The organism is Bacteroides sp. 90-K9/2, from assembly GCF_047310725.1.
GTDB lineage: Bacteria > Bacteroidota > Bacteroidia > Bacteroidales > Bacteroidaceae > Bacteroides > Bacteroides vicugnae.
The window spans coordinates 194,867-215,658 of sequence record NZ_JBCGVL010000008.1 but is presented as its reverse complement, the minus strand read 5'-3'; the positions used below and the strand labels follow the sequence as shown (position 1 = coordinate 215,658).

The window sequence follows — 20,792 nt, the reverse complement described above, 5'->3', positions numbered from 1 at the left end:
TTATCCATTTTAAATACAATAATCATACTATGAAAACAAAGCTATTAGGTGCTTTTGGCCTGTTATTCCCATTATTATTGACAGCAGCCAATATTCAAAGAATAACTCCTGTCACCTCTGATAAGAGTGTCAAGATAGAAGTAGCATTATCAGCAGAGGCAGCTGAACGGTTATTATTTGATGCTACCATTGTCGGTTCACAGAATAAAGAGAAACTATGCAGCTTTTCCAAAGAATATCTCTTTACTCATAAAACCGATACGACAGTAGTACTGGAGACAGGCCAACTGACTCCTAAATTGTGGAGTCCGGTTTCACCTGTACTCTATGATCTGACACTAAAAGCCGGGGAGCAGACTTTTCAGAAGAAAATCGGATTCAGAAAGTTCGAGATGCATAACGGCATCTTCTATTTAAATGACAACCCGATCTACCTGAGAGGCAATGCCATAAATCCACCGGAACGCGGCATACCGAAACAATTGGAACAAAGTAAAGAGTTTGCCCGTGACTATGTGCGATATATGAAAAGCCTCCATATAAATATCATCCGTATCCCTGATAACCAAAATTGGATGGACGTATGCGACGAAGAAGGAATGATGATATTCGCCGGCCGGTACGGTCGCCCCAAACATGCAACCCAAACAGCTCCTCCGAAAGATTTTGAACTATCGCTCAAAACTTATAAGGAAATAGATTTAGGCCCGTTCGCCTCCCATCCTTCTGTTGTGATTTATATCTTATCCAACGAAATGCCTTACGAAGGAAAGGCGGGTGATTTATACAGAGATTTTCTCACCCGAATGTATCAGGAACTCAAAAAATGGGATAATACCCGCCTGTATATATGTAATGCAGGCTATGGTCTGGGGAAATCTGCAGACATTTATGACGTGCACAGATATTGGGGATGGTATTACAACTCTTTTCTTACTTACCTGAATATGCGCGATAAGGATATGTGGCAGAATCCGGGCAAAGTACAGCCGATCACCTTTACGGAATGTGTTGGCAATTATACCGGTATAGACGGACGCTTTAACCTCTGTTCAAGAACCAAACAACCCGGTTCTCAAAAATGCTGGACAGGGCATTTGCCTGATACGGAACAGGCAGAAGCAGCCATGGCCTATCAGGCGTTTGTCCTGAAAAATGCCACGGAACTATTCCGGCGTTTGAGAAGCCAAAACGATTGTCTGGCAGGCACCATGCCCTTCACAATTGTATTTCATAATTGGGATGGAGTGAAATCTTTTGCCGAAATGAAGCCAAAACCGGTTGCCGGACAATATCAACTTAGTTATCAGCCCATATTATTGAGCTGGGAAAACTGGCAATCACAGATATATGCAGGAAACAAACTTTCAGTGGTGGCTCATGTGGTAAATGATGACGATTACTGCAATGCATTGAGTGATGTCCGCCTGCATTGGTGGATTGAACAGGAAGGCAGGAAAGTGATATCGGGAGAAAATGAATTTCCGTTTGTACCTTATTACGGAACCGGTAAATTGCCTCTGACTATCAATATCCCCCCCAATTTGCTTACGGGAGATTATTTATTAAAAGGAGAGATTTATTCCAAAGGCAAAAAAGTGTCATATAATGAAAGCGAATTATTTATAGCCGGAAAGGACTGGAACAGCGCAGTTGATGCAACAGCTACGATTTCCGTATATGACACCACACCGGAACAACAGACTTTGAATTGTTTGAAAAGAAACGGATATTCGGTGAAACCAGTACGTTCAATAACAGAACTCACCCAAAACTCCACGCTTGTCATCGGCAAAAACTCATGGAATGATAATCTTGACAGGCAGACCGGAGAACTGAAAGCATATATCAATAAGGGTGGCCGCATAATTTGTCTGGAGCAGGATAAAACAGACTTCAACCAATCCTGGTCACCTATAAAGATTGAATTTCTGCAGCACAGTAATAACGACCCGGTCTATCTGTCACCTTCTCTGGCATATAAAGACGGAATGAATATTAACCTGGAACGTCCCTATCATCCGATTTTCAAAGGATTAAATCCCCGTATGTTCAGGCTATGGTCTGACTATACATCCTATGATGAGTCGAAGAATGGTTTTCCGGCCATCTACCCTGTAAAAGCCGGTTATGACCTGCAATCACCCTCCATGAAGGATGTAGCTGTTCTTGCCAATTATAGCCGTGCTCTGGCTGCTACGGCATTATCCGAAATATTTATAGGTAAAGGTTCCATCCTTTTATCCGGATTTGACTTGATAGACCACTGCGGAACAGATCCAGTAGCTGACAAACTTTTGTCCAACATGATTCAATACATGGCTGTCGATAAGAAGCACGAACGATATGTAGCCGTAAACGATTCCATTATCTGGGGAGACTATGCCTCCGAACGAGGAATCGTCAATGCTCCCTGCAACGGCCTGATGGTAAACACGGTTCCTATCATTCCTAAGGGACAGGAAGAACTGCCTAAGTATAAAGTGCAGATTGACGAATATGGCTATCAGTATGCAGGTTCCTACGGAGGCTGGAATTCGAAACCGGGAGTACAATACGTTCCTTATGGCAGACGCCCGATGGCCCCATTCAAATTCTCGCGTGGTGGAAGCCCTATAATCGATAAGTCGTCCACTATTGGAGAAGGTTACTTTTATCTGGCACTTCCCCGAAAAGCGAAGACTATGATTACCGTATTGGAGAACCCGGTAGAAGAACCTCTTAATATCAGTCTTTCGGTTGCAGAAGGAGAATGGAAAGAGTATGTTATTCAACCTAAACAGCAGTTGGTTATCAGAACAAATATCTCTCATTTAAAAGACAGTATGAAGGTGATGCTGAAAGGAGACAGGCGTACCATATTGTTAAAGACGATAATAAGCAAATCGAAAAGTTAACTTCCGTACGATGTTACTTCTTAAAAGAACGATTTTTATATCTTATAATGTACAAAAGCAGGATATTTGCCAATGAATTTTAATCAGGCAAACTATGAAACGCATATTATTCTCTTTGTATTTATCTCTGATAGCAATACTGACTTTTGCAACAGACGGATTTACGGTAGCAGATGTCTTTACGGACCATATGGTGTTGCAGCGAAATGCCATAATAAAGATATGGGGAGAAGCTCAAAACGGCTCACTGGTTGAGGTCCGGTTTGCAGGGCAGCTTCAGAAAGTAAAAGCCATTCAGGGAAAATGGCAAGTGACATTGAAGACCGGAGAAGCCGGAGGACCCTATAAATTAGAAGTTATAAACGGTAATAATAAGGTTAGTTTTCAGGATGTTTTAATAGGTGACGTATGGTTGGCGGGTGGTCAGTCGAACATGGAATTCGCTTTACGCAGGGTAAAAGATGCTCAAACGGAAATTAGTTTGGCAGACTATCCACAAATACGTTATTATAAAGTACCGAGAAAATTCTACCCGGAACAGGAAGTGTCCAAAGCATCATGGAGGGTATGTTCACCGCAGACAGCACCGGAGTTTTCTGCTATCGCTTATTATTTTTCCAGAAACATACATAAAGAGTTGAATGTTCCTATCGGTATCATTCAGACTCCGGTAGGAGGAACCACGGTGGAGGCCTGGACAAGCAGGACACTGCTGATGTCGGACAAAGACTTCCAGCCGATAGTACAGCATTATGACAGTATGGTGAATTCTTACGGACCGGACGGGTACGAGAAATTATACAACCGTTATGTTTCAAGCCTGACAGAATATCACCAGCTGAGCGAAGAACAAAAGAAATATATAGACAAACCGGTAGAACCTATGGGAAGAAAGAATTTCCATAGGCCGATAGGGTTGTCCGAGACAATGCTAAACACTGTTATCCCTTACACATTGAAAGGTTTCCTCTTTTATCAGGGAGAGTCGAACACAGCCCGCGGAGCGCAGTACCGCAAACTGTTCCCTGCCATGATAAAGGAATGGAGAACTGCTTGGGGACAGGGAGATATTCCTTTTCTCTTTATTCAGTTACCCAGATTCGAAACGAAAACACGCTATTGGTATGAACTACGTGAAGCGCAATACCTCACCTCACTCCATGTAAAAAATACAGCAATGGTTGTCGCTTTCGATCAGGGTAATCCGAAAGATATTCATCCCATAGTGAAAGACACGGTAGGCTGGCGGTTGTCTCAATTAGCACTAGGAAAAGTTTACGGTAAAAAAGTGGTTTGCCAAGGACCGGAGTTCAAGAAGATGACGAAAACTGCCGATGGCTCTTTGCTACTTGATTTTGCCAATACCGGTACAGGACTCGTTAGCAAAGACAAAGCAGCAACACTTTCAGGCTTCACTGTTGCGGGTAAAGACGGCAAGTTTTATCCCGCTGAAGCAATAATCGTAGGCAAAAATCAAGTAAAAGTGAAAAATAATCTGGTGACAAATCCCGTAGATGTCCGTTACCTCTGGGTGAATAGTGCCGATATGAACTTATTTAATGAAGAGGGTTTTCCGGCAGTTCCTTTCCGTACAGACAAATATCAGTTGATGACAGAAGGTGTCCATATTAATCCTGAACCAAAAATTCCTGACCTTGATTTGTTTCTTTTCATCGGTCAGTCCAATATGGCCGGAAGAGGATATATCACAGATAACTATAAAGGTTATATTAAAAACACATATCTGCTTACTCCCACCGGCAGTATGGAACCGGCACGCAATCCTCTGAATAAATATTCTACGATCCGCAAACGATTGGGTTTACAAGGAGTAGGACCTGCCTATTCATTTGCAAAATCAATCACAGAAAGAACCGGACGTCCACTAGGACTGGTAGTCAATGCCCGTGGAGGCAGTTCAATCAACTCATGGATGAAGGGAGCAAAAGATAATTATTATGATGAAACCCTGTCACGTATACGTCAAGCGATGAAGTTCGGTACACTAAAAGCCATCATCTGGCATCAAGGAGAAAGCGACAGTAATGACCCGGCAACATATATGCCGAAACTACAAGAACTGATAGCCAATTTACGGAAAGACCTAAATAATGAAAAACTCCCATTTATTGTAGGCGAACTGGCAGAATGGAGAAAGAATGGAACATCGGAAACATTCAATGAAATGTTACGCACGGTTCCAAAACACATTCCTTATTCTTATTGCGTGTCATCCAAAGAATTAGTTCCTCTGATTAATGAAAATGACCCTCATTTCAGCGCAGACAGCCAGATCATTCTGGGACGCAGATATGCAGAAGCTACCTATAATGCTTGTTACTCCGGAAAATAAATACATACCATAAAATACAAAAGATTTATGTACCTTAGAAAATGTTTGGTTTTAGTTTATGGAGCCATGACTATACCTTTTACAAGTATATCAGCCGACAATGTGAATGTAGCATTACATAAACCGGTAATAGCATCCTCACAACAAAAAGAGTTTCCAGCATCAAATGTGACTGACGGAGTCATTTCACGTAAATCTTCCTGGATAAGTGACCCAAATGCCCGTGCTCCGCATATTCTTGATGTCAATTTGCAGAGATATTATGATATTGACAGGGTAGTTATCCACACAGGAATCCCTGAATCGGAAAAGACAGAACAGGAGAAGGGAAAAGCTCCCGGCTTCTGGGCAATGAAGAATTTCAAGATTCAATATTGGGACGACGCAAACTGGACAGACTTACCCAATACGGAATGTACAGAAAACAGGCTGGACAAAATAGAATTCACATTTACTCCACAACTTACTACTTTCCAGCTTCGACTAATCTCTACTGATGGGGAACCTGTTACCATCAATGAGTTTGAAGTATATGGCAAAGAAAAGAAAAATATGATTGCTCCTGTTATTCAGAATGAACTGCCAGACAGAGTTCATAAAGAATTTCCTAAGGACATGCTTGTAACAGTCAATAAAAATGTAGTAGGAAATACCATGAAATACGTGGCTTACAATCAAGGATATTATATGCCCGGCAGCAACATATCAGGTTGGCTTGAATATTCCAATGTAAACAGTTTACGCGTATGGACATCTATGAATGATTATGTACCCGAAGAAGCTGTGAATTATCAAAAGAACCTGAATACACTAGAAGAGTTTGAATCGTACAAACATGAATTACGAAGCAATCCCGAAAAAAATAACTTCATCAAATGGAAACCAATTTTGGAAAGATGTCGCAAACAACAATTCTCAACCAATTCAATGGTATTTGAATATGCTTTACTAGAATTGAAACGTTTGAACATAGATGTAGTCCTACAGATGAATTCAACAGACTTTGACAATACATGGAGCAATAAATGGAAACAATGGCAACGTTTTTATGCCCTGGCATTTTATGCAGCCAAAACGGGTGACGTGACAATGTTCGCCATGCAGAACGAACCTAATCACCGACATTCCGGTCCGATGAAAATCACACAATATGTAGATGCCATGAAAGTTGTGTCAGATGCTATATATTGTGCTATACAGGATGTAAACAAACTCTATGGAAAACATCTGAAATCACGTTTTGTAAGTCCTGTTACGGCAGGCTCCAACGCTAACTGGTGGGCGGAGGTTGTGAAAAGCCTGCGTATTGATTATCGGGGATTACCTTCCGACAGAGACTTGCTGGACATATTCTCGACACACTCTTATAATCTTCCGGCAGCAGGATATGTATCCAAGGTTTCGGACATACGGAAGATCATAGTAGATAATCATCCTTTAAACCGCTCTCTTCCGATAGTGTATACTGAAACCGGGCGTTGGATGAATGCCTATCTTATTGACAAATACGAGACGATGGACTCCCCTTCCCTATTTACCGAATGGGCAGGTGAATATACAAACAATACCCTTAACCAGGGGTATGGTATGTGGGCCTTCAAATTTGCCAACACAACCAGCAACACCTATCCGCGTGGCATTAAATCGGGACATCATTTTATCTGGCAAGGCAAGAGAATCGTGGAAGATGCTTACAATAACGTAGCATTGGGGAAGAAAGTCATTGATTTGACTTCTTCACATCCTGCACAAGTGAAAGTGATCACCGACGGCAACAAGACCGATGTCTCCATGTGGACATCTGTGAATACAGACGAAAAGAAATGCCTCGAAATAGATTTGGGAAAGAGTTATTCTTTGGGTGCAGCTGTGATTTATACAGGCTCGGAATACGGAGTCTACACAGGTCCGGACCGCGTGAAGAATTTCCGGTTGCAATATTGGGAGGGTACCGGTTGGAAAGACATTGAAGAAACGATTGAAGAGAATGCCCGCTACACACAATCATTCTTTCTATTTAAGACTCCTGTGACAAGTTCGAGAATTCGTTTTATTGCTACCGATAAGGGCAGTATCAAGGTGAGGGAGATAAAATTGTTTGATGAAGAATCAGTAAAAAACATCCCGGAATCTTATGACATCAGTGGCATTCAGCGGACGGGACAGGTAGTCCGGCTTTTTGCAAAAGGTTTTAAGGACGAACGGCCGCTATTAGAAACGGTGAAATCAGTCCCCGATAATGAGGTAGATGCATTAACCTCTTACAACCCGGAAGAAATGCGATATTATATATGGCTTGTACAACGTAAACTCTCGCCAAACACGCTGACTTTGAATTTAAAATCATTAAACCTCCCCACCGGTACAAAGGTATTTGCCGAAGAAGTAAGTGCGGATGCTTATGGCGAAGTGGTGTGGTCAAAAGAAATTTCTGAAAACGGACAACTATCGTTCGAACTACCGGCTCAAAGTGTGATGCTTCTTACCATCCCTGCTTGCCAAAGTACGCCTTACACTTTGATTGCTACAGCAGACGCTACTATAAAGAGTGGCAGTAATAGCGAAAAGAACTTTGGCAAAATAAAAAAGATGAGTGTAGAAATGAACGCTTCACAGATTAATCACAATCAGGTCAGCTACATCAAATTCGACTTGTCCAAAGTAGATAATATAAATGCGGCACTACTGCAGATTTATGGTAATTCGTCGGACAAGCATTCATATCGTTTCCATGTCTACGCCCTAGCCAACTGCGATTGGAATGAAATGTCCTTAAATTGGAATAATGCTCCTAATTTAGATAGGGAACAAATGCGCATAACCCAGGTAGGAAACACCTCACATGTAGCGGGAGAAATCGTAGTCGATAAAAATGCTTCATATCATCAGCTCGATGTTACCGGATTGGTCCGTAAGTGCAAGCAGAAAGAGATCACTTTTGCGTTGATAAGGGAACTCAGACAATTGGGCGATGACTCGGACAATGAAAGAAGCTGCTATTTTGATACGAAGGAATCTAATAATAAGCCTGTATTATCTATTTGGTGACATGAAATAAGCATTCGTATAATATTGCTTTCTTTTCGTACAATCCTTTTATGTTATATTTCTTTTTTTGATGACTTTTGTTCAGCATATTCAATAATTAAATCTTATGTATAAATGAAAAACAATCAATTAAAAACAATCTTGCTGGCTATATTTCTAATGATTATGGTAGGCATACATGCGCAAAATGTACGAGTGACAGGTATTGTGTCTGATACACAAGGCCCATTGATTGGAGTGAACGTTCATGTGAAAGGAGGTACAACCGGTGTGATTACCGATATGAATGGTAAATATTCCATCGAGGTATCTTCTAATACTACACTCGTATTCTCTTATATAGGTTATGCAGATCAGGAGCATAAAGTCGGGAATCGGAAAGTTATTGATGTAACCATGTCCGAAGATTCCAAATTGCTGGAAGAAATTGTGGTAGTAGGCTATGGTTATCAAAAGAAAAGCGATATCGCTACTTCCGTTGCTTCCGTCAAAACTGATGAAATGAAAAGTTTTCCGGCAGGAAATGTGGGTGACATGCTCCGTGGACGTGTAGCGGGAGTTAATGTAACAAGCTCATCCGGCAGACCAGGGGCCGCTCCTACCATTACCATCCGTGGAAACCGTTCTATCAGTGCGCAAAATACTCCGTTGTACGTTATTGACGGTTCTGTATCAAGCAGTGAGGAATTCAGTACTTTAAGCGCAGAAAGCATTGAGTCTATCGAAATCCTGAAAGATGCAGCTTCTCAAGCCATTTATGGCGCACGTGCCAGTGACGGTGTAATTCTTGTAACTACCAAACGTGGTATGCAAGGTAAAATGGAAGTGAGTTATAACGGCTATGTAGGTATTCAGTCCTTGTGGCGTAACTTCGATTTTTACTCTCCACAAGAGTATATGATGCTGCGACGTGAAGCAATGGCAAACGACAAAGGCATTATTGACGCCCGCGAAATCTCTGTTGCAGAAGCTTTGAGTGACGAAATTATGAGTGAAGTCTGGGCAAACGGTCAGTTTGTCAACTGGGAAGATCTAATGTTAAAGAATGCTCTTTACCAAAACCATGATTTAACTGTACGTGGCGGAACTGACAAACTCCGTGTATCAGCAGGTCTCAATTACTTTGATCAAGACGGTATGGTGACTACCGGTTCGGGATATAAAAAAGCAGCTTTCCGTCTGAACGTGGACTACAAAGTAAACAAATGGGCAAGTTTTGGTGTGAATACTTCCTACGCATTATCCAAAAGTGAACGTGAAGATGGAAATTTTACGGAGTTCATTACCCGCACTCCGTTAGCTAAAGTATACAATGCGGATGGTAGTTATACTAAATATATCGACACTGCCAACGATGTTAATCCGCTTTATAGAGCACAAAATTATGCACGCGAAATAACGAACAACAGTTACCGCGTCAATATTTTTCTGGAATTAAAACCTTTCAAAGGGTTTAATTATCGTTTAAATACTTCTTTCTATAACAGACAACAAGAAGATGGAGAAGTGAAAGGTGTCAATTATCCCGGTGGAGGAGCTACCGCCAAATTGACAAATAATGAACAGAGAAATTATCTGATAGAAAACATCTTCACTTATGAAGTTCCAATCAAAAAACAGCAACATAAACTGACCCTTACTGCCGTACAGTCAGTAGACCACTCTCAAACTAAAGGACTAGGATATTCGACCAGTGACTTACCTGTAGATATGGACTGGGATTTTATATCCAATGGCCAATTCTCCGGCACACCTACTAGAACATTCTCTGAAAATAATCTGGTATCATTCATGGGCCGCGCTTCTTATATATTTATGGATAGATATATTATGAATGTGGCTATCAGACGGGATGGTTCAAGCCGATTCGGAAAAAACAACAAATGGGGTACATTCCCTTCTGTGGCTCTGGCATGGCGTGCAAACGAAGAAAGTTTCCTGCGCAATGTGTCCTGGATTGATAATTTAAAACTCCGTTTGAGTTATGGCATTGTAGGTAACCAGAATGGAATTGGTAACTATACAACGCTTGGCTTGACAGATCAGGAACGTTATGAGTTTGGTGACAACTCCTATATGGGGTATCTCCCCGGAAAAGAACTCTCAAACCCCAATTTAAAGTGGGAGCAATCACGTACAGCCAATGTTGGTGTTGACTTTGGTTTCTTCAACAATCGTTTGTCAGGTACGATCGAGTACTATAATACTAGAACAACAGATCTGATCGTCAAGCGCGAATTAAACTCAGTTTTAGGCTATGAACAAATGCTTGATAATTTGGGAGAAACTAAATCACACGGCATTGATATCAGTATCAACGGCGACGTCTTCCGTACAAGGAGTTTTACATGGAGTCTGGGAGCCAATTTCAGCCAGTATGCTAATGAGATCGTAAAAATTGACAATCAAGTCGATGAAAACGGCAAGCCATTGAGTCAACCGGGTAATAGCTGGTTTGTAGGTAAACCCATAAATGTTTATTATGACTATTTACCGGATGGCATCTACCAGTATGAAGATTTCGATATAAAAAGAAATGCTTACGGCAAATTGGAATACACATTGAAACCGACAATTGATACTGACGGCGATGGTATAGCTGATAAAGCATTGACACGCGAGGATAATGTCGCTCCGGGATCTGTTAAAATAAAGGATGTAAATGGCGATGGAAAAATAAATGCCGATGACCGTACACCTATCTCAAGAGATCCAGATTTCACACTTTCCCTAAATACAACTCTCAAATGGAAAGGTTTTGATTTATATATGGATTGGTATGGTGTATCCGGTCGTAAAATTAGAAATGGATATCTCTCCGAATCCAATAGTGGCGGTTCTTTACAAGGGAAACTAAATGGCGTGAAGGTAAATTATTGGACTCCATTCAACCCCTCTAATGAATTCCCGCGACCTAGTCATAACACAAATGTGACTTATCATGGTTCTTTAGCGATTCAAGACGCTTCTTACATTCGCTTGCGCACTTTGCAACTGGGTTACACCTTCCCCGTAACTTGGATAAAGAAACTTCAACTTCAAAAACTTAGAGTATACGCTACAGCAACCAATCTTCTGACATTTACAGACTTTTTGTCTTATAGTCCGGAGTTGACACCGGGTGCATATCCTGAATCAAAACAGTATGTATTTGGAATTAATGTTTCATTCTAATAAAATCCCACAGAATATGAAAAATAAATTATATATAACAGCTCTGGCAATATCTTCCATTGCGTTCTTATCTTCTTGTGAAGATTTTCTGAACCTCAAATCAAAAACGGATATTACTACAGATTATCTGACCACTTCCCCTGACGGATTGTATCGTGCAGCGATAGGATTATACAGTTTGGACAGAGAACTCGCAAAAGGAGACGGAAGTGGTGGTAGCAACCTCTATATTGTGACGATGTGTGATTACAGCACTGATATTATGGCTTTCCGTGCAGGAACAAGTACTGCCATTGCGAAACTACAGAATTTCATGCCCAATAATAGTGATGTGGAATCATTCTGGCAACACTATTATTTCATTATCGGTAAAGCTAATGAGATTATTACCGGAGCGGAGCAACTGGGATTTGACGATCCTGTAACTACCCGCGCATGGGGTGAAGCTAAATTTTTCCGTGGACGTGCATATTTTGAACTATGGAAACGTTTTGAACGTCTTTATCTGAATACGATTCCTACTACAGTAAATAATCTGGAACGTGATTTCCACCCTGTTACTTCAGAACAGATATTCACTCAAGTCAAAAACGATTTGGATGATGCTATCAATGCACTCGATTGGGGAATACCCAATAATGACTATGGCCGTGTTACCAAAGCGACTGCCAAGCACGTGAGAGCACAGGTTGCCATGTGGGAGAAGGATTATGATAAGGCGATTGAAGAATGCGAGGATATATTTAGAGATGGAACAATGTACTCTATGATGGCCAAAACAGGGGACGTATTCAACAGTGCAGACATGCGTTCCGCCGAAGTTTTATGGTCTTATCAATTCTCTGAAAATATGGGTGGAGGCGGAACCGGTACTCCATTAATGGGACATCGTGCTGCCATCATTACAACGACCCGCTCCCAAGCTAATCCCGATTGTACATTTGAAGCTGCCCAAGGGGGATATGGATGGGGACGTGTTTATCCAAACACCTATTTATTCAGCCTATATGATCAAGAAAAAGACAATCGTTATAAGGATCTTTTCATCCACACTTTTTACTACAATGACCAAAGTAAGGCTAATTATGGGCAGGAAATCCCTAAAGACTTATATGGTAAAGCAGCCGGCTATATGGAAAGATTACACCCGATGTCAAAAAAACACTTTGACCAATGGACCAATGCTACGCAACCTGACCGTACCAGCAGTTTCAAAGATCTGATTGTTTATCGCTTGGCTGAAACTTACTTAATGTGTAGTGAAGCTTATTTCCACCGTGATGGTGGAGACAGTCCTAAAGCTATAGAATACTACAACAAAACTTGGGAAAGGGCAGGTAACACTCATGAAAATGGTCCTTTAACCCTCAATATGCTCTTGGATGAATATGCCCGCGAACTACACTTCGAAGGAGTGCGCTGGTCGCTATTGAAACGCCTTGGCATCTTGGGCGAACGTGTTCGTCAACATGGAGGCGACCTTGTACTGGAAGACCCCTATCTGGATAAAGACTATGCCGAATGCCGCCAGAACTTCGTAATAGGCAAACATGAAACATGGCCTATTCCACAAACGCAGATTGACTTGATGGGAACAAATGTCTTTCCGCAAAGTGATCCATGGAAATAAAAAGAGACTGATTTTAATTTATAAATCTGTAAAAGAATCATAGTATGAAAAGACTAACATTGATATCATTGATTCTGAGTATGATATTGACTTCCTGTAAAGAGTATGGTGAAGTAAGAATTATGCCGGAATTTAATCATAGTGAAACAGAGATTGAACTCTATAAAAACGAAGGTTCCTCAAAAACAGTGGTAATATCCACTACAGCGAACGAAATTACTGCAGATTATAATGCCAGTTGGCTTTCGGTAGATGCTAACAAGCAACGGATTATCTATACAACCCTTACTACTAATGAAACCGGTGAGGTGCGCTCTGCCATCGTCAAGTTAAATGCCGGAGATTTTTCAATGGAAGTGACAGTGAAGCAGTTGGCGAAGGACGAGTCAGAAGTAAAGACATTAAAAGTCGGACAATTAACAGAAGACGGACTCGGAATGATATTCTGGGTTGATCCGGATAATCAAGAAGTAGGTAAGGCTATTTCACTAGAGCGTTGGGGTGGTAATCCGTTTGAAGCATCCATTAAATTACACAATGCTTTCTCGATGGTAAATGGTATGGAAAATACAGCTCTGTATACTGATGCCGGTACCAATGACGCAGCTGCTCTATGTACAAATTTAGGAGAGGGATGGTATCTGCCTGCCTCTGAAGAATTAGGGAATTTATTTGATATCTATAATGGCATAGCACGCGATAACGGATTTACCAATGCTACACCAGATCAAATCAGTGATGCAGAAAAAGCTTCCCGTTCTACATTTGATAAAAAATTAACCGATCTCGGAGGGGCAGTAATAAATGCAGCTGCTGAAAATGGTAACGGAGAAAGTTACTGGTCGAGCACGGAAAATGAAGACGGCCAGAAAGCACGCTATGTACGTTTCGGGAAATATGGAATGGATTTTGGTGCCAAGACAGGTACGAGCCGTTTTGTACGTGCCATGAAAGCAATCGGTGACTATAAATTCCCCGAGGAGCCCGCTACCTTATCTGTTTCACCAACGCAGGTAGAACTGACAAGTGAAGAAGGGGCTACAGCAGATGTCACAGTTAGCACAAATAAACTGTCATTTGCATATGTCATTGAAGGTAACAGTAATACGTGGCTTTCTGCTGTACAGAATGAAGATAAAATCAAATTTACTGCTTTATCTAAGAATGACGGTGACGAAGTTCGTACAGCCATTGTAACGATAACAGCTGGCAGCGGTGATGCTCAAGCCACAGTGACAATAACCATAAGACAACAGAAAGGACAGACAGAAGCTCCTGCTTTCCAGATAGGAGATTTTGTAAAGATGGATGGTGATACAGAACTGGCTGAAGGCGGTATCGTATTTTGGGTAGAGGGCAACAATGCTAAAATTCTGTCTTTAAAGCGTAGTGCCACTGCCATAAATTGGGCTAACGAAGGATTTATAGATGCATTAGGTTTAACAGATCAGGAAGATGGTGAAGCTAATACTCAAAAGATGAGAGAGAGTGCCATAGCTGCTAATATTCCGATTCTGGAATATTGTAAAGATGGCTGGTATTTACCTGCTAGAAATGAAATGGAAGCGGTCTTTACTGCATACAACGGCGGACCTTCCCAAAGTATCGGGGTAAAACCTGATGCTATTAAGCAGGAAGAAAAAGATGCTCGCGCAGCTTGGGATAAAATTCTCACTGATAATGGAGGGGATGTTATGAACGAAAAAGCTGACAATACCGCTGGTGACAGCTATTTCACCAGTACGGAAGCGGATGATGCTTCGAAAGTATTCTATGTGCGTTTCGGACAGTGGAACCCCGGTTTAACTGGTGCCAAATATGCCAAATCGCCTGCACGGTATGTACGTTGTATCCGAAAAATTTCCAAATAAAACCCTTTAAAGAAGACAATCATGAAAGTTAATTCATTCTATATCATAGCATTGTTGATATGCAATATCGCACTCGCTTCGTGTACGGATTATGTAGTGAAAGATCCTAATTTTATGCCACCGGATGTTGTCATTAATGACGATACAGGTAATAATGACATCATCGAAGGGCTACCGACTCCCGGAGAAATGCAGCCTTATAGCCCCTCACTTTTAGGTAAGCCTTATCGTCCGATAAAAGTTAAGTATTCCAATGAGTTTCCACCAGTGACCAAATGGACGGAGAGTAATACCCGTATTGTCGCTTACATGGGAGAGTACAAACCTGCTATCAAGTCGGAAAGTGACTACAAGGCCATAACAAATAAGTATGGTAGTTTCACTTCAGGAGCCAAACAACAAGCCACAGGGCGTTTTTACGTAAAAAAAATAAACGGCCGTTGGTGGATTATCGATCCTGAAGGCTATCCGCATTATGAGAGGAGCGTCACTTCCATGCGTTACGGTTCTTCGGCACGCAATAAGGAAGCATGGAACAAGCGCTTTGGCACTGACGCCAAATGGATAGCAACATCACAAGCAGAATTGGCTAGTATTGGTTTCCATGGTACGGGAGCCTTTTGTACGGATACATACGGAAAGATTCAGACTCACAACTCTGCCATTCCCAATTCTCCGTTAACGTTGACTCCTTCATTCGGATTTTTGGGACAATTCAGAACACAAAATGGCCATGCCTATCCAGGTAATACATCGGACAATGAATTGGGGCTGGTACTTTATGATGACTGGGCAGATTTCTGTAAAACATATATAAACACCTCTTTGGCACCTTATTTGAATGATGCCAACGTATTAGGCTTCTTCTCGGACAATGAAATCAACTTCTCATCACAGAACTCCAAAATTTTAGACCGTTTTCTGGCACTTACGGATAAAACAAATGTGGCCTATCTAGCGGCAAAGAAATTTATGGATGAAAAAGGGGCAACAAGTGTGACAGATAACCTGAATAGTGAATTTGCAGGCCGGCTAGCCGAGATTTATTATAAAGGAGTGAAGGATGCCATTAAGGAAGCCGACCCGGGCATGATGTATCTGGGCACACGCCTGCATGGCACTCCCAAATATATGAAGGATGTAGTGGCTGCTGCAGGCAAATACTGTGACATCATTTCCATCAATTACTATAGCCGTTGGAGCCCGGAGTTGGACTCCTATGTTAAAAATTGGGGAGAATGGGCAGATACTCCGTTTTTGGTTACCGAATTTTATACAAAAGGTCAGGATTCCGATTTGAATAACTTATCAGGAGCCGGATTCACGGTTCCGACCCAGAATGACCGTGCATATGCTTATCAGCATTTTACACTGGGGCTGCTTGAAGCAAAGAACTGTGTGGGATGGCACTGGTTCAAATATCAGGATGACGATGGGACGGATAACAGCGGGAAACCGGCTAATAAAGGCGTGTATGATAATCATTATGAAATGTATCCTTACCTAAGCAAATTTATGCAGGAAGTAAATTACAATGTCTATAATTTAATTGAATACTTTGACAACTAGAATAGGTCATAATAAAAGACATAAGTATCAATTCTTTAAAATGATGATAATGAATAACGGAAAGAAAGTTTTAATTATAGGTCTGACTCTGCTGACCGGTTTTACCTATTCAGCAGGAGCAGTAACAAAAGACATGAAGAAAGTCGTTGATGAAGCTCTTGAATTTTCGGTCAAACAGTCAATGTCCATGTTCAATGAAATGAAAGATCAGAAAGGCATACTTCCGAGAACAGCGAAAGATGGCAAGATGATTACTTGCGAATCTGCTTGGTGGACAAGTGGTTTTTATCCGGGTTCCCTTTGGTACTGTTACGAGTATAGTAATGACCCGCAAGTAAGAGCCGCCGCAGAAGAGATGACCTCACGAGTGGAAAAACAGAAATACACAACCAGTAACCATGATGTTGGTTTTATTATCAATTGCAGTTTTGGTAATGGTTATCGCCTCACTCATAATGAAACATACAGGGAAGTAATAGAGACTGCCGCAAAATCTTTGTCTACCCGTTTTCATCCGGTGACGGGATGCACCCGTTCTTGGAACAGCAAAAAATGGCAATTCTCTGTTATCATTGATAATATGATGAATTTGGAACTACTCAATGTAGCCTCTTCCCTAACGGGAGACAACACCTACTATAATATGGCCAAGTCGCATGCAGACCGGACAATGATTAATCATTTCCGCCCTGATGGAAGTTCATACCATGTGGTAAGTTATGACACGATTACGGGAAAAGTATTGAATCAAGTGACGCATCAAGGGGTAAACGATCAATCCTCCTGGTCACGTGGACAAGCATGGGGACTATATGGCTTTACAATGATGTATCGGCAGACTGGTAAAAAAGAATATTTGGACCATGCTATTAAGATTGGTAAGTTCATTATGAATCATCCGCGCCTGCCCAAGGATAAGATTCCTTATTGGGACTTTGATGCTCCCAATATTCCCAAAGAAGACCGTGATGCCTCTGCAGGTGCTATCATGGCATCAGCCTATGTGGAATTAAGCACTTATGTGGAAGGAGAACTAAGCAAACAATTCCTCGCGATAGGTGAACAACAAATAAAGTCGTTAGCTTCTCCAGGTTATCGCGCAAAGAAAGTGGGTGATAATAATCATTACATTATCAAACATAGTACAGGTTTCATGGCAAAACAATACGAGATTGATGCTCCTCTGACATACGCAGACTACTATTTTATAGAGGCATTAATCAGATATAAAAAACTACTGGAAAATCGTCCGGTAGTTGAAACAATAACAGCCTTCTCGGAAAATTCGGATCGTTCTCTTTGGCTAAGTTCGCTCCATCGAATTTCCTATCCGCTGTTAACGAATATGGCAAAAGGAGAACTGCGAAAGAATATGCCTGTTGAGTCTATCGCCGCTGATATGCAAAAAAGAAAAGAAGTCACACACCTAGAAGCTTTAGGAAGGCTAATTACCGGTATCTCAACTTGGTTGGAACTAGGACCCGACAATACGATAGAAGGCAAACTACGTGCCGAATATATTAATTTAGCCTTGAAATCTATTTCTAATGGAGTAAATCCCCAATCTCCTGATTATCTAAACTTCAATAACGGACGCCAGCCATTAGTTGATGCCGCCTTCCTTGCTCACGGCCTATTAAGAGCACGCACGCAATTATGGGACAAGCTTGATAAGACAACTCAAGAACGGGTAATCAAGGAACTTAAATCATCAAGAGCAATAAAACCTTCTGAAACCAATTGGCTGTTTTTCGCAGCAATGGTAGAGGCCGCCTTGAAAGAGTTTACCGGCGAATGGGAATATGAACGTGTAAAGTACGCTTGCGATCGTTTTGCACAATGGTATAAAGGTGACGGATGGTATGGTGACGGTGCTGATTTTCATCTGGATTATTACAATAGCTTCGTCATACATCCTATGATGGTCGAGGTGCTGGAAATAATGAAGAAAAACGGTATAGAGAGTTCCATACCCTATGATCTTGAAGTCGAACGATATGCACGCTATGCCGAACAACAAGAAAGACTGATATCACCTGAAGGTACATTCCCGATAGTGGGCCGTTCATTGGCTTATCGATTCGGTGCATTTCATGCATTATCTGATGTTGCTTATCGAAAATTACTTCCGGACAGAGTAAAACCTGCTCAAGTAAGGTCCGCTCTATCCGCTATAATCAATCGTCAGATTAATGCGCCCGGAACGTTTAACCCTGAAGGCTGGCTACGAGTAGGTTTTGCCGGTTATCAACCTCATATCGGTGAGACATATATATCAACAGGTAGTCTGTATCTGTGTACAGCCGTATTTATCGCGCTTGGTTTACCGGATTCTGATGAGTTTTGGTCTTCTCCTTCTGCTGATTGGACTTGTAAAAAAGGTTGGGCAGGTGTTGATTTGAATGTGGATAAAGCCTTGAAAAAATAGAATGAAAGAAGTATGCTCATGAAAAATATACTATTTATTTTATTCGCTTCACTAACTTTGTTTTCCTGTTCGGAGAACAAAGCTGTTGAAAAACAGACGACTTTTTGTAATCCAATGAATCTGGATTATGGTTGGGGAAACTTTCAAATAAGAGAAAAGAAAGCCCGTTCCGCAGCCGACCCTGTTATCGTATTATTTAAAAACAAATACTATTTATTTACCACAATGGACATTGGCGGCTATCGAGTATCCGATGATTTAATTACATGGAAAAATGTATATTTCAATCCGGAAGTAGAGACATCCGCCCTTGATGTCGATCATTATGTGGCACCCGCTGTGGCAGCCGATGAAAACTATGTATACTTCATTAATTTCACCAGAGACCGTACCAAGAAAACGGTAGATGTCATTCGCTCATCCGATCCGGAAAATGGAAAATGGGAAAAATGTGGTGAAGTAAGACGTATGGCCGATCCTTGTTTATTTATTGACAATGGACGCTTCTTTTTCTATTATGGTTTAGGTGGAACTCAATCTACTACTTTCTTCGAAGTAGATCCTGCCACATTCAAAGAAATAGAAGGCTCAAAAAAGGTCTTGAGAGAATATGTAACAGACATCAATCAGTGTAAATCAGGCTATCATTTTGGACGTAGAGAATTGTATGATGAAATTGATGCCTCTGCCTGGCAGGGAAATTTTTCCAAAGTACCATGTCCTGAAGGTGCATGGATTGTGAAGAACAAAAATAAATATTACCTGCAATATGCCACTCCAGGTACTATCTGCAATTGGTATTGTGATGTGGTTCTGGAGAGTGATAGTGTAAATGGTGGTTTTGTAGAACAACCTTATAATCCTGTATCTCTAAAAGTCGGTGGTTTTATCGGAGGAGCCGGACATAGTTGTGTATTTAAAGACAAATACGAAAATTGGTGGCAAGTCACCTCCATGTGGGTGGGTAATCATGACGAATTTGAAAGAAGAATTGGTTTATTTCCTGTTTCTTTTGATGATAAAGGAAGAATGAGAACCCATACTGTATTAGGGGATTATCCCATATCACTACCGCAAAAGAAATTCAATCCTCAAGATATTTCCGCTTTTGGCTGGATGCTCCAATCATATCATAAAAAGAGTACAGCGTCTTCTTCATTACCGGGTTTCGAACCGGAAAAGGCAGTGGATGAAAATGTTCGCACCTGGTGGTCGGCTACAAGTGGCAAAGTAGGTGAATATTTCGTAATAAACTTAGGTAAAAAAGTACGTATGAATTCCATTCAGATAAACTTTGCAGAACAAGACATTAACCCTGATGCTCCCAAAGAAACGGATTATCACGCTTATAAACTGTACGTATCCGACAATGGAAGGGATTGGAAACTAATAGTGGATAAATCAAGGAACATGGTTGCCATACCACATGAATATGTAGAATTTCCGAAACCGATAGAAACTTCTTTTGTTAAAATAGAAAATGTCCATACTCCCAAAGAAGGCAAGTTTGCCTTATTGGATTTGCGTGTGTTCGGTTTTGGCTATTCGGACAAACCGGAAATTGTTAAAGAACTGTCAGTAAAAAGAAACAAAGACGATGAAAGATATGCTTCGCTTAGCTGGAATAAAGTATCCAATGCTGATGGTTATCTTGTTCGTTTTGGTTATCAGCCTGATTTTCTTAATCAATGTATCCAGGTCAAAGATAAAGAGACAACCGGTTTACTGCTCCATATCCTTACCAAAGGCGTACAGTATCATTACCGCGTTGACAGCTATAATGACAGTGGAATTACAGAAGGCATCGTTATCTCTGAATAAA

At 41.2% G+C, this 20,792-nt stretch carries 9 protein-coding genes; all 9 read left to right on the top strand.

Annotated features, from left to right (window positions below; translation table 11 throughout):
• Positions 1 to 29 precede the first annotated feature (29 nt).
• The 9 genes from AAHJ11_RS17735 to AAHJ11_RS17695 all read left to right on the top strand — a co-directional run bounded on the left by AAHJ11_RS17735 (position 30) and on the right by AAHJ11_RS17695 (position 20,791).
• On the top strand, positions 30 to 2,897 hold the full coding sequence (locus AAHJ11_RS17735) for a glycoside hydrolase family 2 TIM barrel-domain containing protein (RefSeq protein ID WP_413579949.1): 2,868 nt from the start codon (positions 30 to 32) through the stop codon (positions 2,895 to 2,897).
• Positions 2,898 to 2,991: 94 nt separating this feature from the next.
• The gene (locus tag AAHJ11_RS17730; protein ID WP_413579948.1) at positions 2,992 to 5,250 is read left to right on the top strand and encodes a sialate O-acetylesterase; all 2,259 of its coding nucleotides are present in this window, start codon (positions 2,992 to 2,994) and stop codon (positions 5,248 to 5,250) included.
• A 27-nt stretch (positions 5,251 to 5,277) separates the two neighbouring features.
• Positions 5,278 to 8,298 carry a DNRLRE domain-containing protein gene (locus AAHJ11_RS17725; RefSeq protein WP_413579947.1) on the top strand — a complete coding sequence of 1,007 codons (3,021 nt, stop codon included), beginning with the start codon at positions 5,278 to 5,280 and terminating at the stop codon, positions 8,296 to 8,298.
• A 114-nt stretch (positions 8,299 to 8,412) separates the two neighbouring features.
• On the top strand, positions 8,413 to 11,472 hold the full coding sequence (locus tag AAHJ11_RS17720; protein WP_413579946.1) for a SusC/RagA family TonB-linked outer membrane protein: 3,060 nt from the start codon (positions 8,413 to 8,415) through the stop codon (positions 11,470 to 11,472).
• Positions 11,473 to 11,488: 16 nt separating this feature from the next.
• Complete coding sequence (locus AAHJ11_RS17715; protein WP_148365195.1) at positions 11,489 to 13,102, top strand: RagB/SusD family nutrient uptake outer membrane protein; 1,614 nt, start codon at positions 11,489 to 11,491, stop codon at positions 13,100 to 13,102.
• 44 nt (positions 13,103 to 13,146) lie between these two features.
• Entirely contained in the window at positions 13,147 to 14,973 is a 1,827-nt protein-coding gene (locus tag AAHJ11_RS17710) for a BACON domain-containing protein (RefSeq protein WP_148365196.1), read from the top strand.
• A gap of 21 nt (positions 14,974 to 14,994) precedes the next feature.
• Positions 14,995 to 16,542, top strand: a complete 1,548-nt coding sequence (locus tag AAHJ11_RS17705) for a hypothetical protein (RefSeq protein WP_148365197.1) — start codon at positions 14,995 to 14,997, stop codon at positions 16,540 to 16,542.
• Positions 16,543 to 16,585: 43 nt separating this feature from the next.
• The gene (locus AAHJ11_RS17700; protein WP_148365390.1) at positions 16,586 to 18,970 is read left to right on the top strand and encodes a DUF2264 domain-containing protein; all 2,385 of its coding nucleotides are present in this window, start codon (positions 16,586 to 16,588) and stop codon (positions 18,968 to 18,970) included.
• A gap of 18 nt (positions 18,971 to 18,988) precedes the next feature.
• Positions 18,989 to 20,791 carry a family 43 glycosylhydrolase gene (locus tag AAHJ11_RS17695; RefSeq protein ID WP_148365198.1) on the top strand — a complete coding sequence of 601 codons (1,803 nt, stop codon included), beginning with the start codon at positions 18,989 to 18,991 and terminating at the stop codon, positions 20,789 to 20,791.
• Position 20,792: the final 1 nt, after the last annotated feature.